Genomic DNA, 15,850 nt, shown 5'->3' with positions numbered 1-15,850 from the left:
CGCGGCTGAGCGTTATCGAGCCGCGGCGGCCGCAAACGGGCCGCCACGCAAGCGCTGGATAGCGCTGGGTAAAAGACAGGAGGAGACGACTCACATGAATGCACCCGCCGAACTGTCAGCAGAGGTTCTCGCCCAGCGCCAGCGCGAAGTCGTGCAGGCGTTGATGGCGGTGTTGCCAAACCACTGTCTGCTATATCGCGACGAAGATACCGTCGCGTACGACTGCGACGGCCTCGCCGCCTATCGTCGTCTGCCGCTCGCCGTCGCGTTGCCGGAGACGGAGTCGCAAGTGCAGCGCATCGTGCAGATCTGCCATCGTCTCGGGGTGCCGATCGTGCCGCGCGGCGCGGGCACGGGCCTGTCCGGCGGTGCAATGCCGATTCGCCACGGCGTGGTGGTGTCGCTCGCACGCTTCCGGAAGATCATCGAGGTGGACTCTTACGCGCGAACCGCCACGGTGCAACCGGGCGTGCGCAATCTGTCGATTTCCGAAGCCGCCGCGCCGTACGGTTTGTACTATGCGCCCGACCCGTCGTCGCAGATCGCCTGCACGATTGGCGGCAACGTGTCGGAGAACTCGGGCGGCGTGCATTGCCTCAAGTACGGCCTCACCGTGCACAACGTGCTGCGCGTGCGCGCCGTGACAATGGAAGGCGAAATCGTCGAGTTCGGCTCGCTCGCGCCCGACGCGCCCGGCCTCGATCTGCTTGCGGTGCTGATCGGCAGCGAAGGCATGTTCGCGATCGTCACCGAGGTCACCGTCAAGTTGATTCCAAAGCCGCAAACGGCGCAGGTCATCATGGCCAGTTTCGACGACGTCGTGAAAGGCGGCGATGCGGTCGCCGGCATCGTTGCCGCGGGCATCATTCCGGCCGGCCTCGAGATGATGGACAAGCCGGCCACGCGCGCGGTCGAGGAATTCGTCCACGCGGGCTACGACCTCGACGCGGCGGCAATCTTGCTGTGCGAATCCGATGGCACACCCGAGGAAGTCGCCGACGAAATCGTCCGCATGACCGCGGTGCTGCGCGAGCACGGCGCAACCCGTATCCAGATTTCGCGCACGGAAAACGAGCGGCTGCGCTTCTGGTCCGGCCGTAAAAATGCGTTTCCGGCTGCGGGCCGGATTTCGCCGGACTACTACTGCATGGACGGAACCGTGCCGCGCCGCAGTATCGGACCGCTGCTTTCGCGCATCGAGGAGATGGAGAAGAAGTACGCGCTGCGCTGCATCAACGTCTTTCATGCGGGCGACGGCAACATGCATCCGCTGATTCTCTTCAACGGCAACGACCAGGATGAATGGCACAGAGCCGAGGCATTCGGCTGCGACATCCTCGAAGCGTGCGTCGAATTGGGCGGCACGGTGACGGGCGAGCACGGCGTCGGCATCGAGAAGATCAACTCGATGTGCGTGCAATTCTCGCCGGAAGAGCGCGATGCGTTTCACGCGGTCAAACGTGCGTTCGATCCGCCCGGTCTGCTGAACCCGGACAAGGGCATTCCCACGCGAGCGCGGTGCGCCGAGTACGGCAAGATGCATGTGCGCGGCGGTCTGTTGCCGCATCCGGAACTGCCTCGCTTCTAGCGCCAGGCAATACGCATAGCCCGCCGCGGCGGCGTTTGCCGCCATCCCACCCTGATTACCCGATGCGGGTCCGCTCCGGGTTGTCAGCGAGCCCCCGCCCGGTACAATCGATCGAAACATAACGAAGCAGGGCATCATGGAAGAGGACGACATCGTCGCCATGTGGTCGGAACGCGTGCGTTCCGCCAGCGCCGCAGGCCGCGCGTTGCGCGTTCGCGGCGGCGGTACGAAAGACTGGTACGGTCAGACGCTGGAAGGCGAGATCCTCGACACGCGCGCTTATCGCGGCATCATCGCTTACGACCCGGCGGAGCTGGTCATCACCGCGCGCGCCGGCACGCCGCTGCTCGAAATCGAGGCCGCGCTGGCCGAACACCATCAGATGCTCGCCTTCGAGCCGCCGCACTTCGGACCGCAAGCCACCTTCGGCGGCTGCATCGCTGCGGGCATCGCCGGCCCGCGCCGTCCGTCGGCCGGAGCGGCGCGCGACTTCGTACTAGGTGCGGTCGTCATGAACGGCCAGGGACAAGCGCTGCATTTCGGCGGCCAGGTGGTGAAAAACGTCGCCGGCTACGACGTCTCGCGCTTGATGGCGGGCTCGCTCGGCACGCTGGGGCTCATCCTCGAACTCTCGGTGAAGGTGCTGCCGCAGCCGCAGGCCGAAGCCACGCTCAAGTTCGACGTGAACGGCACCGACGCTGTCCGTAAGCTCAACGAATGGGGCGGCCGCCCATTGCCGATCACCGCGAGCGCGTGGCGTCACGGCACGCTTGCAGTGCGTCTCGCCGGCGCAGAGAGCGCGGTCAAGTCGGCGCGTGCGTCGCTGGGCGGCGAGGTTGTCGATGCGGTCGAGGCCGAGCGTTTTTGGGCAGGCCTGCGCGAGCAGACCGACACATTCTTCGCCGCAATTCCGCCGAAAGCCGCGCTGTGGCGGCTCGCGCTGCCATCCATCACCGAGCCGCTTCAATTGCCCGGCGCTCAATTGATGGAATGGGGCGGCGCGCAGCGCTGGTGGATCACCGACACCGACGCGCAAACCGTGCGCATCAGCGCGAAGCAAGCCGGCGGTCACGCGACCATCTTCCGCACCGGCCTCGGCTATGACCGCGGAGCCGGGGTGTTCACACCGCTGCCCGCGCCGCTGATGAAAATCCATCGCGGCCTGAAAACCGCTTTCGACCCGGCCCGCATCTTCAATCGCGGCCGTCTCTACCCCGACTTCTGAGCGCGCGATGCAAACCAATCTCGCGGACTTCATTCGCAACACGCCAGACGGCGACGAAGCCGACGCTATCCTGCGCAATTGCGTTCATTGCGGCTTCTGCACCGCCACGTGCCCGACTTATCAACTGCTCGGCGACGAACTCGACGGCCCGCGAGGCCGCATCTATCTGATCAAGCAGATGGTGGAAGGCGCCGAAGTCACGCGTAGCACGCAGGTTCACCTCGACCGCTGCCTCACGTGCCGCAATTGCGAATCGACCTGCCCGTCCGGCGTGCAGTACGGCAAGCTGGTAGAGATTGGCCGCAAGATCACCGAGAAAAAAGTGACGCGTCCGCTCGGCCAGCGTCTCACGCGCCGATTCCTTGCGAGCTTCGTGCCGAACAGCGCGCTATTCACGCCGGCCATGCGTCTCGGCCAGCATTTCCGGGCGCTGCTGCCGCGAAAATTGCGCGACAAGGTGCCCGCGCGGCAGCGTCCGCTCGAGTGGCCGAGCGCAAGACACGCGCGCAAGATGCTGATGCTCGCGGGCTGCGTGCAACCGTCGATGATGCCCAACGTCAACGTCGCCACCGCGCGGGTGCTCGATGCGCTCGGTGTGGAAACGCTCGTCGCGCCCGACGCGGGCTGCTGCGGTGCCGTGCGCCTGCACCTCGGCTACAACGACGAAGCGCTCGTCGACATGCGCGCCAACATCGACGCATGGTGGCCGTATGTCGAACAGGGCGTCGAGGCGATCGTGATGAACGCATCGGGCTGCGGCGCGACCGTCAAGGAATACGCGCACCTGTTGCGCCATGACCCGGCGTATGCGGAGAAAGCGCGCCGCATCGTCGAATTGACACGCGACATTGCCGAGATCCTGCCGGACTTCGAGGAACAACTCGCGTCGATCACGCGCCGCCGCGCGATCCACACGGTCGCTTTTCATCCGCCCTGCACGTTGCAGCACGGACAGCAGGTGCGCGGCACAGTGGAACATCTGCTGACGCGACTCGGCGTGGAAGTGCGCCTGCCCGCCGACAACCACCTTTGCTGCGGCTCGGCCGGCACTTACTCGCTCACGCAGCCGAGGCTCTCTTATGCGTTGCGCGATCAGAAGCTCGAGCGGCTGCAGGCGGAGGAGACGCAAATGATCGTGTCCGCGAACGTGGGCTGTATTTCTCACCTGCAGAGCGGCACTTCCACACCGGTCGCGCACTGGATCGAATTGGTGGAGCACATGCTGTCCGTATAATCGGGGCATCGACTTCCGTCCGTTCCCCGTTCGCTCCATGCCCGATCTGATTCATAACCTCGAAGCGGTGAAGCAGCGCATCGCAATGGCCGCACACGTGGCCGGGCGCAACGCGCGTTCCATCGCGCTGCTTGCGGTCTCGAAGACTTTCCCCGCCGAAGACGTGCGCGCGGCGCACGCCGCCGGTCAACGCGCGTTCGGTGAAAACTACGTGCAGGAAGCCCTAACGAAGATCGAAGCGCTCGCCGATTTGCGCGGCTCGCTCGAATGGCATTTCATCGGGCCGTTGCAGTCGAACAAGACCCGTCCGGTGGCCGAGCAGTTCGACTGGGTGCATTCGGTCGATCGCCTCAAGATCGCCCAGCGGCTTTCCGAACAGCGGCCCGATAATCTACCGGCGTTGAATGTCTGCCTGCAGGTCAACATTAGCGGCGAGAGCTCGAAAAGCGGCGTGAGCGTCGAGGAAGCCGCCGAAGTCGCCCGGGAAATCGCCACGCTGCCCAAGCTGAAGTTGCGCGGCCTGATGGCAATTCCCGAACCGGTCGGCAGCATCGACGAACAGCGCGTGCCGCATCGCCGGTTGCGCGAGCTGTTCGAGCGTCTGCGCGACGAAGGTCTCGCGCTCGATACGCTCTCGATCGGCATGTCGGGCGACCTGGAGGCTGCTGTGCTCGAAGGCGCGACCATCGTGCGCGTGGGCACTGCCATCTTCGGCGCGCGCGATTACTCGAACTAGCGGTTGCACACGCGGCTGCAAGCGCGGACTCATACGCTCAATCAAACCATCCGGACCATCATGAAAATTGCTTTTATCGGCGGCGGCAACATGGCTGCGGCGTTGATCGGCGGCCTTATCAAGCGTGGCGTCGCGCCCGCCGATCTCTATGCGATCGACCCGAACGAAGACGCGCGCAAGCGTAACGAAGAGCACTTCGGTATCAAAACCGGCGCCGCCGCCGACGCGGCGCTCGCTGCGTATGACGCCGTCGTGCTCGCGGTGAAGCCGCAAATCCTGAAGAGCGTCGCCGAATCGCTCGCGCCGCATCTCAAGGCGTCGCAACTGGCAATCAGCATTGTCGCCGGCATTCGCATGGACGATATGTCGCGCTGGCTGAACGGCCATACGCGGATCGTGCGCGTCATGCCGAATACGCCGGCGTTGATCGGCATGGGCGTCGCCGGATTGGCCGCAACGGCAAGTGTCGACGAAGCGGGCCGCGCGCTTGCATCGCAGGTGCTAGGCGCCGTCGGCGAGACGGTATGGTTCGACGACGAAGCGAAGATCGACGCCGTCACCGCCATTTCGGGAAGCGGCCCGGCCTACGTGTTCTATTTCATCGAAGCGCTGCAGGAAGCCGCGCGTCAGCTCGGCATGAACGAAGCGCAAGGCCGCGCGCTCGCTGTGGCGACCTTCACGGGAGCCGCGCAACTGGCGGCGAATTCGGACGAGCCGCCGAGCCTGTTGCGCGAACGCGTGACGTCGAAGGGCGGTACGACTGCCGCGGCGCTTGCCTCGTTCGATGCAAGCGGCGTGAAGGAGGCAATCGTTCGCGGGGCGCTCGCCGCCGATGCGCGCGCGAAAGAAATGGGCGACGAGTTCGGTAAGCAATAAGCGCGGCTATCGCCGGTTCGCCGGTTCGCCGGTTACTCTCTATCGCTTATTACCTGCTGCAATGAGATAAGCCGTGCGACGCGGAGTCGGATCGACCCGCTCCGCGTCCAGCGAAAAGAGACATGCGGCAAATGGGCAGACCGCGCCAACACTCAGAACGAGGCCACCGCATAATGCGCGGCAATGCCCACGAACAACGCGCCGCCCAGCCAGTTGTTGTGCCGGAACGCCGCGAAGCAGGCCATCCGCTCACGATTGCGAATGAGCGTGTAGTGATAGACCGCGCAGCCCGCCGCAGCAAGCCAGCCTAACCAGTACAGAACGCCGAAACCCAGCATCACGCCGATGCCGACGTAGATTCCAAGCGTCACCGCATAGCAGAACATGATCGCGGCCACGTCGAAGCGGCCAAAAGTGAGCGCCGAAGTACGGATGCCGATTTTGATGTCGTCGTCACGATCGACCATTGCATATTCGGTGTCGTAAGCGACCGACCAGAATACGTTCGCCAGCAGCATGACCCAGCCGAGCATCGGCACGTGGTTCTGCACGGCGGCAAACGCCATCGGAATGCCGAATCCGAATGCGATGCCCAGGTACGCCTGCGGAATCGCGAAGAAACGCTTCGTGAACGGATACGAGCCGGCGACGAAGAGCGCGGCCACCGACAACTCCTTCGTCAACGCATTGAGCGGCAGAATCAATAGAAAAGCCAGCAAGGACAAACCAGCGGCGAGCGCCACCGCTTCCCATGCTTTGACCTTGCCTGACGTGATCGGACGATTCTCGGTGCGCTTTACGTAGCGGTCGAAATCGCGATCTGCATAGTCATTGATCGCGCATCCCGCCGAGCGCATCAGCACGGTGCCTACCGTGAAGATAACGAGAAGCGGCCACGACGGACGACCCTCGGACGCGATCCACAGCGCGTTGAGCGTCGGCCACAGCAGCAGCAGACTGCCGATAGGCTTGTCCATACGCACAAGGCGCAGATAGAGCGGAAGTCGGGCAAACATGGCGGACTCTGTAAAAGCGGGCGGAATGCGGAAACAGTGCCGCCATTTTACGGGATGCAGCCGGCGTCGAGCGTCGTGCGGCCCGCGGGTTGAACGCTCATGCCGCAACAGCGGTTGCGAAAGCCGCGCCGCAAAAAACAAAGCCTCCCGCGAGGGGAGGCTTTGATATGGCCGGCTGTATCTGAGCGCGTCTGGGCGTTTTCGCCTGTGCCGGCTGATTCCGGCTCCACGAACCGGAATCAGATCGTGCCCCGGCCGTCGACGGACCGGCAAAAGAACGGCCGCAGCGCGAAATCAGGCCAGCATCGAGCGCAACATCCACGCGGTCTTTTCGTGCGTCTGCATGCGCTGCGTCAGCAGGTCGGCGGTCGGCTCGTCGTTCGCGGCTTCCGTCGACGGGAAAATTGCGCGCGCGGTACGCACCACGGCTTCCTGACCTTCCACCAGCTGGCGGATCATTTCCTCTGCAGCCGGCACGCCGTCCGCTTCGGGAATGGACGACAGCTTCGCGAACTCCTTGTAGCTGCCCGGCGCATGCACGCCAAGCGCGCGAATCCGTTCAGCGATCGAATCGACGGCGAGTGCCAGTTCGTTGTATTGCGTTTCGAACATCAGATGCAGCGTGTTGAACATCGGACCGGTCACGTTCCAGTGGAAGTTGTGGGTCTTCAGGTACAGCGTATAGGTGTCAGCGAGCAAACGCGACAGACCTTCCGCAATCTTCTTGCGGTCCTTGTCGCTGATTCCGATATTGACGTGTTGTACAGCTTCTTTTTTGGCCATGATGACTCCTTTGAAGAGTGATACGAACCGGTGGCAAAGTAACGGCGTGCTATGGACTGACTGACGACGAAGCCGGTAGAACGGGCGCTTGACAGTTTATCGTAGAAAGGTGTCGCGCTCGTGTGGCGCGTCGTCACTACGGCGGGCACAAGCGGCGCGCGGTGTTCTGCGCGGCTCGCAACGGTGGCCTACCCTGCACGCCATCACACACCGCTACGCGCCTACTCGGGCCCGCTGTTGCATGTCGTTGCCTGCCATTGCCCGCTACCCGCCAACTGCATGCTGCAGCACCTGCGCCGCGATAACCGCGAGCCCGCTCATCACGATCGCGATACCCACGGCTCTGCGCAATCCCAGCGCGTAGTGCAATTGCGCGTGATGAGCGGCTCGCGATTTGCCCGCAGTGGCTTTCATCATCTCGATCATCAACGTGCTCCTCGGTTAACGCCGTTCACTCCGTTCACCCATCGCGGGACGCCTACGCGTCCCGCTCGTGCTGCCTGGTTACTTCTTGCCGCCTTCCGCGAGTTCTGCCATTGCAGCGATCACGCCTTCGGCATAAGCGGGATCGATGCGGCGGAAATGTTCGACCGCGCGCGCAACGATGTCTTGCGGTACGCCGTTGATGTGCCGCGCGATGTTGCCGAACAACCGCTCGCGTTGCGCCGCGTCAAAGAGTGCAAACAGCATGCCCGGCTGCGTGTAATAGTCGTCGTCCGCGCGATGATCGTAGCGGTCGACCGCACCTGCTGCGAGTGCGGGCTCCAATGCGTTGGTGTCCTGCACGAAGTCGCCGAAGCGGTTCGGCTCATAGTTCACGTTGCCGCCGAGGTTGCCGTCCGTGCGCATTGCCCCGTCGCGATGGAACGAATGCGGGTTCGGCACGCGCGACGCATTCACCGGAATCTGGTGGTGATTGATGCCGAGACGATAGCGCTGCGTGTCGCCATACGAGAAGAGACGCCCCTGCAACAGCCGGTCTGGCGAGAAGCCAATGCCAGGCACCACATTGGCCGGCGTGAACGCTGCCTGCTCCACATCCGAGAAATAGTTGGCCGCGTTGCGGTTCAATTCGATCGTGCCAACGTCGATCAGCGGATAGTCTTTCTGCGACCACACCTTCGTGATATCGAACGGGTTGAAGCGATACGCTGCGGCTTCCGCCTCCGGCATTACCTGGATCGCAAAGCGCCATTTGGGGAAGTTGCCCGCGTCGATGTTGCCCACCAGATCGCGCTGCGCACTTTCACGGTCTTGCGCGACGACTTGCGACGCTTCGCCATCGGTGAAATTTTCAATGCCTTGCTGCGATTTGAAGTGGAACTTCACCCAGAAGCGCTCGTTGTTCGCGTTGATGAACGAGTACGTGTGCGAACCGAAACCGTGCATCTGACGGTAGTTTTTCGGAATGCCGCGGTCGCTCATCAAGATCGTGACCTGATGCATCGACTCCGGATGACGCGTCCAGAAATCCCACGCGGCGATGTTGCTGCGCAGGTTGGTGTATGGGTCACGCTTTTGCGTGTGGATGAAGTCCGGAAACTTCAACGGATCGCGAATGAAGAACACCGGCGTGTTGTTGCCCACCACGTCCCAGTTGCCTTCTTCGGTGTAGAACTTGATCGAGAAGCCGCGCACGTCCCGTTCCGCATCGGCCGCGCCGCGTTCGCCCGCGACCGTCGAAAACCGCATGAACAACGGCGTTTCCTTGCCCACTTCGGCGAACACTTTGGCCTTCGTGTAGCGCGAAATATCGTGGGTCACCTTCAGCGTGCCGAACGCGCCCGAGCCCTTCGCATGCACGCGGCGCTCGGGGATCACTTCGCGGTCGAAGTGAGCGAGTTTTTCGATCAGCCAGACGTCTTGCAGGACGACCGGGCCGCGCACGCCGGCCGTCATCGAATTCTGGTTATCGGCGACGGGCGCGCCGGCGGCATTGGTGAGCTTCTGTTCTGACATGCGGGACTCCTGGATGGTTTTCGTTCGAAAGGAATGTGGGGAGAAGCGCGGCAAAGCCATGCCGAAGGCTTATGCGAACAATCAGGCCGACAGAGCGCGGTCGACGAGGAGAGAAAGCGCGACCGTGCGCATCCCGAGCATGGCCGCGGCAAAACCGGTGTTGGCGCCGGCTGGGTCGGCGGCGAATGTCTGAGTTTGCGGCGAGTCTGATTGAGTCATGGTGTTCTCGGGGCTTTGGGGATCTTGCGATCCATGGAGAACACTATATCAATACTATTGGAAACGCGTATTTTATAAATTTAATCTATCCAATAGGCGCGCCTTGGCGCGCCGCCGCTGAGCGAGGCGGGCGCTGCGGCGATAAGCCGTCGGCACCCGTGCGCCCTGCCGCCGTTCAGTTCACGGCGACCGGCAGATCCAGTTTTTTAACGCCCGGCAGGTCGCAGGCGCTGATTGCGTCGCAAATCGCGTCGATGGCGGGCATCCGCGTAAAGCTCTTGCGCCACGCGAGCACGACGCGGCGGTCGGGCACCGGTTCGCCGAACGGGACGTAGGACAGCAGCCCGGAGTCGATGCCGCCCGCGTGCGGCTTCACCTCGTGCACGGACATGCGCGGCAACACGGTGATGCCCACGCCGCTTGCAACCATGTGGCGAATTGTTTCCAGCGACGATCCTTCGAACGTTTTCTGGATGCCGTCGGCGTTCTGCGAGAAACGCATCAATTCCGGACAAACGCCCAGCACATGATCGCGGAAGCAATGGCCGCTGCCGAGCAGCAGCATGGTTTCCTGCTTGAGATCGTCGGCGTCGATCTTCTGACGGTTTTCCCACGCGTGACCCGACGGCAGCGCGACGACGAACGGCTCGTCATAGAGCGGGCGCAGCATCAGTCCGGTTTCGGGAAACGGCAGCGCCATGATTGCAACGTCGATCTCGCCCTGCTTGAGCAGCTCGATCAGCTTCAGCGTGTAGTTTTCCTGCAGCATCAGCGGCATTTGCGGAACGCGCTTGATCATCTGCTTGACGAGCGTGGGCAGCAGGTACGGTCCGATCGTATAGATCACGCCGAGGCGCAGCGGCCCAACGAGCGGATCTTTGCCCTGCTTCGCGATTTCCTTGATGGCGAGCGTCTGTTCCAGCACCCGCTGAGCTTGCGTGACGATCTGCTCACCGATCGGCGTGACGCTCACTTCACTGGTGCCGCGCTCGAAAATCTGTACGTTGAGCTCGTCTTCGAGCTTCTTGATGGCCACCGACAAGGTCGGCTGGCTGACGAAACACGCTTCGGCGGCCCGGCCGAAGTGCCGCTCGCGGGCAACGGCAACGATGTACTTCAATTCGGTGAGCGTCATTGGGGGACCAATCAGTGCAGTGGATTCGATAGGTTTCAGTTATACACCCATAGGGTCGGTTCGCCAACCCGGTACGCGGGCTTTCAATATCCGCGAAACGCGCCACGGGTGCGGCACCAGACGGCGGCTGACGGTCGGTGCGTCCGGTCATGCCTTCAGATATTGCTCGCGAGCCCCCAGCCAGCGCGCCAGATGCTGCGTGACGACATCCGGATACGTCTGCAGCAAAGCAGCAGCCGCTTCGCGCGCGGGCTCGATCAGCCATTGATCGTTCTGCAGATCGGCAAAACGGAGCATCGCCGCGCCGGATTGCCGCGCGCCGAGGAACTCGCCGGGACCACGAATTTCAAGGTCGCGGCGCGCGATTTCAAAGCCGTCCGTCGTTTCGCGCATGGTCTGCAGGCGCGCGCGCGCCGTCATCGACAACGGTCCGGTGTACAGCAGCACGCACACCGACGCCGCGCTGCCGCGCCCGACACGCCCGCGCAACTGGTGCAACTGTGCGAGGCCGAAGCGCTCGGCGTGCTCGATCACCATCAGCGATGCATTAGGCACGTCGACGCCCACTTCGATCACCGTCGTCGCGACCAGCAGCTGCACTTCGTTGCGGGTAAAGGCTTCCATGACAGCCGCTTTTTCAGCCGGCGCCAGCCGGCCGTGCACGAGTCCGACGTTCAGTTCAGGCAGCGCCGCGACCAGCGTTTCGTAGGTCTCGACCGCGGTCTGCAGTTGCAGCGTTTCGCTTTCCTCGATCAGCGGGCAGACCCAGTAGACCTGACGCCCGGTCAGGGCGGCCTCGCGCACCCGGCCGATCACTTCTTCACGGCGCGCGTCGGACACGAGCTTGGTCAGGATCGGCGTGCGCCCGGGCGGCAATTCGTCGATGGTCGATACATCGAGGTCCGCGTAGTAGGTCATGGCGAGCGTGCGCGGAATCGGCGTGGCGGACATCATCAGTTGATGCGGCTGGAAATCGCGCGCGCCGTCGGCGGCGTTCTTCGCTTTTGCGCGCAACGCCAGCCGCTGCGCGACGCCAAAACGGTGCTGTTCGTCGACGATCACGAGGCCGAGGCGCGCGAACTCCACGGCGTCCTGAATGATCGCGTGCGTGCCGATCACGAGTTGGGCAGTGCCGAGCGCCGCGGCTTCGATCGCGGCGCGTTTTTCCTTGGCCTTCAGACTGCCGGCGAGCCACGCGACGTTCACGCCGAGCGGCTCCAGCCAGCCGCGCAATTTGCGTGCGTGCTGTTCAGCGAGGATTTCGGTCGGCGCCATGAGCGCTGCCTGATAACCGGCGTCGATAGCCTGCGCGGCGGCCAGCGCGGCGACAATCGTCTTGCCGCTGCCGACGTCGCCTTGCAAGAGCCGCTGCATGGGATGCGGCTGCGTCAGATCGAGCGCGATCTCGCCGCCGACGCGCTCCTGCGCGCGGGTCAACGAAAACGGCAACGCCTGGAGCAGACGCGCGACCAAGGCGGAATCGTCGCCTAGCTTGCGGCGCGGCATGGGCGGCGCGGAGCGCGTGCGGCGCTCTTCGTGCGCGCGCTTGAGCGACATCTGCTGGGCGAGCAATTCCTCGAATTTGATGCGCACCCATGCCGGATGCGTGCCGTCGATCAACGCGGTTTCATCGGATTGCGCGCCGGGATGATGCAGCGTGCGCACCGCGTCCATCAGCGAGGGCACGCCGAGCGGCTGCAACCATTCACGCGCGACGGCTTCGGGCAGCAGTTCCGGCAAAGACGTGCGCGACAGCGCGTTGTCGATCGACTTGCGCAAATACGCCTGGGTCACGCCGGCTGTACTGGGATAGACCGGCGTGAGCGCTTGCGGCAGCGGTGTGTCTTCGTCGACCACACGCACCGCCGGATGCACCATCTCCATGCCGAAGAAGCCGCCCCGCACGTCGCCGCGCACGCGCAGCCGCGCGCCGATCGCCATTTGCTTGACCTGCGAACCGTAGAAGTTCAGAAAGCGCAGCACGAGTTCGTCGCCCGCGTCGTCGCGCAATTTGACGAGCAACTGCCGACGCGGACGATAGGCGATCTCGTTGTCGAACACGACACCCTCGGTCTGCGCTATGCCGCCCGGCAGCAGGTGGCCGATCGGCGTCAACGAAGTTTCGTCTTCGTAGCGCATCGGCAGATGCAGCACCAGGTCGATGTCGCGCGTGAGGCCGAGTTTGGCGAGCTTGTCGACAGGTTTAGCGGACGCTTTCGCCGATGACTTCGCCGCCGATTTCGCCGACGCGCTCGCTTTTGCCGCCGCCTGCGGTACGGGGGCGGTCATTCCCTCTGGTGTTTGCTGACGCGCCTGCTGCGTTGTTCGCCGGGACGCTTCATCAGGCGCTTCATCAGATATCTGGTCCGCTCGCTTCAGAGCGCGCGCCGTCCGCCTGGGTTGCGCCGTGCCGCCGGCCTGCCCGCTTGCATCCGCCGCCGTGCCGCCTCGCGCGACCGGGGCTGCCGGTTCGGCGCTCACTTCATCGGTAGCAGAGGGCAATCGGCGGTCGGACAAAGGCATGGGCTGCTTCGCAAGTACAATATCGGCTGTCAAAAGTATCGAAGGGTGCGTCGCTATGTGGCTGGTGCGCAAGTACGGGCTAGCGGCACGCCGCGGCGCCCCGCAATCATAGCCGCCCGGCTCGGCCTTCGGCTCAATTCAGTCTCCATTCGCTTCCAGTCGTTCGCATGTTCAAGCTTTCCGATTTCGATTTCGATCTGCCGCCTGAGCTGATCGCGCAAGTCGCACTACCCGAGCGCAGCGCCAGTCGGCTGCTCCAGGTGGACAACGCGGCTCATGCCGACGGCGCGGCGCGCCTCGTCGACCGCCGCTTCGCCGAACTGCCCGAATGCGTTTCGGCCGGCGACCTGCTGGTCTTCAACGATACCAAAGTCCTGAAGGCGCGCTTCCTCGGCCAGAAGGCCAGTGGCGGAAAGATCGAAGTTCTGGTCGAGCGCCTCACCGGCGAGCGCACGGCGCTCGCGCAGATCCGCGCGAGCAAGAGCCCGCAGGAGGGCACGACCATTCGTCTTGCCGATTCGTTCGACGTGACCGTCGGCGAGCGCGTCGAGCCGTTCTACACGCTGCATTTCCCCGACGACTGCCTGACGCTGATCGAGCAGTTCGGGCGTTTGCCGCTGCCGCCGTACATCGAGCACGACCCCGACTCGACGGACGAAACACGCTATCAGACCGTGTTCGCGCAAAATCCCGGCGCTGTCGCGGCACCCACAGCCGGCCTTCATTTCGACGACGCGCTGCTCGCGCGGCTCGACGCCGCTGGCGTTCAGCGGGCCACACTGACGCTGCACGTCGGCGCCGGCACGTTCCAGCCGGTGCGCGTCGAGAACCTGGCCGAGCACAAGATGCACAGCGAGTGGTATCACTTGCCGCAGTCTCTAGCCGACAAAATCGCGGCGACGAAGGCGCGCGGCAACCGCGTGATAGCAGTGGGCACGACGTCGATGCGCGCGCTAGAAGCCGCCGCGCGCGACGCTGAAGCGGCCGGTCGCCCACTCGCTGCAGCGAGCACTGAGACCGATATTTTCATCACGCCGGGCTACCGGTTTCGCGTCGTCGACCGGCTCGTGACGAACTTTCATTTGCCAAAGTCGACGCTGCTGATGCTGGTGTCGGCATTCGCGGGCGTCGAGACGATTCGCGCCGCGTATCGCCATGCGATCGAGGAGCGTTACCGCTTTTTCAGTTACGGCGACGCGATGCTGTTAACGCGGCGCGACGACCGAGCCGTCTGACGCCCCGTCCACGAGTTTGCAGTTTCCTCAGCCGCCGGTCATCTTCGGCGGCGTTTCATTGTTTGCGCCGGACTGTTTTCCGGTTGCCCATGGAGTTACCTCAATGACCTCCGGTCACGACTCGCAACAGACAACCACCGAGCGCCCCGCCAACGGCCTCCACTTCGAATTGCTCGGCACCGACGGCCAGGCGCGCCGCGGCCGCGTCACGCTGAATCACGGCGTCGTCGAAACGCCGATCTTCATGCCCGTCGGCACTTACGGCACCGTGAAAGCCGTGCAGCCGCGCGAACTCGAGGAAATGCACGCGCAGATCATCCTCGGCAATACGTTTCACCTCTGGCTGCGCCCGGGGCTCGAAACGATCGGCGCACACGGCGGCCTGCACGGTTTCATGGGCTGGAAAAAGCCGATACTGACCGACTCCGGCGGCTTCCAGGTGTTTTCGCTCGGCGACCTGCGCAAGATCACCGAAGACGGCGTCACGTTCGCGTCGCCGATCAACGGCGACAAGCTGTTCCTGTCGCCGGAAGTGTCGATGCAGATCCAGAAGGTGCTGAACTCGGACATCGTCATGCAGTTCGACGAATGCACGCCCTACGCAACGAACAACGTGCCGACCTCGCACAAGGAAGCGGCCGACTCCATGCGCATGTCGATGCGCTGGGCGCAGCGCTCGATCGACGAATTCCAGCGGCTCGGCAATCCGAACGCGCTCTTCGGTATCGTCCAGGGCGGGATGTTCGAGGACCTGCGCGACGAGTCGCTCGCGGGTCTCGCGGAGAAAGACTTCCACGGCCTCGCGATCGGCGGCTTGTCGGTCGGCGAGCCGAAAGAAGACATGATGCGCGTGCTGAATCACATCGGCCCGAAGCTGCCGGCCGACAAGCCGCACTATCTGATGGGTGTCGGCACGCCCGAAGATCTGGTGGCCGGAGTGGCTGCGGGCGTCGATATGTTCGATTGCGTGATGCCTACCCGCAACGCGCGCAACGGCTGGCTCTTCACGCGCTTCGGCGACATCAAGATCCGCAACGCCACGCACAAGAATTCGCTGCGTCCGCTCGATGAGCAATGCGGTTGTTACACGTGCCGAAATTTCACTCGCGGCTACCTGCACCATCTGCATCGCGTGGGGGAAATTCTCGGCGCGCAACTGAATACGATTCACAACCTGCACTACTACCTGGAACTGATGCAGGAAATGCGCGACGCCATCGACGCGAAAATGTTCGAACCGTTCCGCAAGCGCTTTCACGAGAACCGCGCGCGCGGCATCGACGAGGCGCCTTGATCGCCTCGTTCGTCGGATTCGGCGGAA

14 protein-coding genes are annotated in these 15,850 nt (G+C 63.6%); 7 read left to right on the top strand and 7 right to left on the bottom strand.

Annotated features, from left to right (window positions below; translation table 11 throughout):
- Positions 1 to 94: 94 nt before the first annotated feature.
- From BCA01S_RS16820 to proC, 5 genes are all read left to right on the top strand, one after another.
- Positions 95 to 1,588, top strand: a complete 1,494-nt coding sequence (locus tag BCA01S_RS16820) for an FAD-linked oxidase C-terminal domain-containing protein (RefSeq protein WP_020069693.1) — start codon at positions 95 to 97, stop codon at positions 1,586 to 1,588.
- A 136-nt stretch (positions 1,589 to 1,724) separates the two neighbouring features.
- The gene (gene glcE / locus BCA01S_RS16815; RefSeq protein WP_027777900.1) at positions 1,725 to 2,813 is read left to right on the top strand and encodes a glycolate oxidase subunit GlcE; all 1,089 of its coding nucleotides are present in this window, start codon (positions 1,725 to 1,727) and stop codon (positions 2,811 to 2,813) included.
- A gap of 7 nt (positions 2,814 to 2,820) precedes the next feature.
- Positions 2,821 to 4,047 (top strand): glycolate oxidase subunit GlcF, encoded by a 1,227-nt coding sequence (gene glcF / locus BCA01S_RS16810; protein WP_027777899.1) that lies wholly within the window; start codon positions 2,821 to 2,823, stop codon positions 4,045 to 4,047.
- A gap of 37 nt (positions 4,048 to 4,084) precedes the next feature.
- Positions 4,085 to 4,783: a YggS family pyridoxal phosphate-dependent enzyme gene (locus BCA01S_RS16805; RefSeq protein WP_027777898.1), complete on the top strand. Its 699-nt coding sequence runs from the start codon at positions 4,085 to 4,087 to the stop codon at positions 4,781 to 4,783.
- A gap of 60 nt (positions 4,784 to 4,843) precedes the next feature.
- Positions 4,844 to 5,659, top strand: coding sequence for a pyrroline-5-carboxylate reductase (proC, locus tag BCA01S_RS16800; RefSeq protein ID WP_027777897.1), 816 nt, complete (start codon positions 4,844 to 4,846; stop codon positions 5,657 to 5,659).
- A 152-nt stretch (positions 5,660 to 5,811) separates the two neighbouring features.
- On the opposite strand, the gene ubiA is transcribed toward proC, so the two are convergent.
- The 7 genes from ubiA to recG all read right to left on the bottom strand — a co-directional run bounded on the left by ubiA (position 5,812) and on the right by recG (position 13,294).
- Positions 5,812 to 6,675 (bottom strand): 4-hydroxybenzoate octaprenyltransferase, encoded by an 864-nt coding sequence (gene ubiA, locus BCA01S_RS16795; RefSeq protein WP_027777896.1) that lies wholly within the window; start codon positions 6,673 to 6,675, stop codon positions 5,812 to 5,814.
- Positions 6,676 to 6,969: 294 nt separating this feature from the next.
- Positions 6,970 to 7,458, bottom strand: a complete 489-nt coding sequence (locus BCA01S_RS16790) for a Dps family protein (protein ID WP_027777895.1) — start codon at positions 7,456 to 7,458, stop codon at positions 6,970 to 6,972.
- Positions 7,459 to 7,722: 264 nt separating this feature from the next.
- A complete protein-coding gene (locus tag BCA01S_RS38525; protein ID WP_169740533.1) occupies positions 7,723 to 7,884 on the bottom strand; it encodes a hypothetical protein in 162 nt (53 codons plus the stop codon).
- A gap of 78 nt (positions 7,885 to 7,962) precedes the next feature.
- Positions 7,963 to 9,417 carry a catalase gene (locus BCA01S_RS16780; protein ID WP_027777894.1) on the bottom strand — a complete coding sequence of 485 codons (1,455 nt, stop codon included), beginning with the start codon at positions 9,415 to 9,417 and terminating at the stop codon, positions 7,963 to 7,965.
- Between the two features lie 81 nt (positions 9,418 to 9,498).
- The gene (locus BCA01S_RS38520) at positions 9,499 to 9,636 is read right to left on the bottom strand and encodes a hypothetical protein (RefSeq protein ID WP_167455720.1); all 138 of its coding nucleotides are present in this window, start codon (positions 9,634 to 9,636) and stop codon (positions 9,499 to 9,501) included.
- 175 nt (positions 9,637 to 9,811) lie between these two features.
- The gene (locus tag BCA01S_RS16770) at positions 9,812 to 10,771 is read right to left on the bottom strand and encodes a LysR substrate-binding domain-containing protein (RefSeq protein WP_020069683.1); all 960 of its coding nucleotides are present in this window, start codon (positions 10,769 to 10,771) and stop codon (positions 9,812 to 9,814) included.
- A 147-nt stretch (positions 10,772 to 10,918) separates the two neighbouring features.
- The gene (gene recG / locus BCA01S_RS16765; RefSeq protein ID WP_027777893.1) at positions 10,919 to 13,294 is read right to left on the bottom strand and encodes an ATP-dependent DNA helicase RecG; all 2,376 of its coding nucleotides are present in this window, start codon (positions 13,292 to 13,294) and stop codon (positions 10,919 to 10,921) included.
- 167 nt (positions 13,295 to 13,461) lie between these two features.
- Between recG and queA the strand changes: the two genes are divergently transcribed.
- A complete protein-coding gene (gene queA / locus BCA01S_RS16760; RefSeq protein WP_027777892.1) occupies positions 13,462 to 14,529 on the top strand; it encodes a tRNA preQ1(34) S-adenosylmethionine ribosyltransferase-isomerase QueA in 1,068 nt (355 codons plus the stop codon).
- Between the two features lie 103 nt (positions 14,530 to 14,632).
- Positions 14,633 to 15,823, top strand: a complete 1,191-nt coding sequence (gene tgt, locus BCA01S_RS16755) for a tRNA guanosine(34) transglycosylase Tgt (RefSeq protein WP_027777891.1) — start codon at positions 14,633 to 14,635, stop codon at positions 15,821 to 15,823.
- Positions 15,824 to 15,850: the final 27 nt, after the last annotated feature.

The sequence above is a fragment of the Paraburkholderia caledonica NBRC 102488 genome, assembly GCF_000685095.1.
In the GTDB taxonomy this organism is placed as follows: Bacteria; Pseudomonadota; Gammaproteobacteria; order Burkholderiales; family Burkholderiaceae; genus Paraburkholderia; species Paraburkholderia caledonica.
This window is presented reverse-complemented; position numbering and strand designations above follow the sequence as displayed.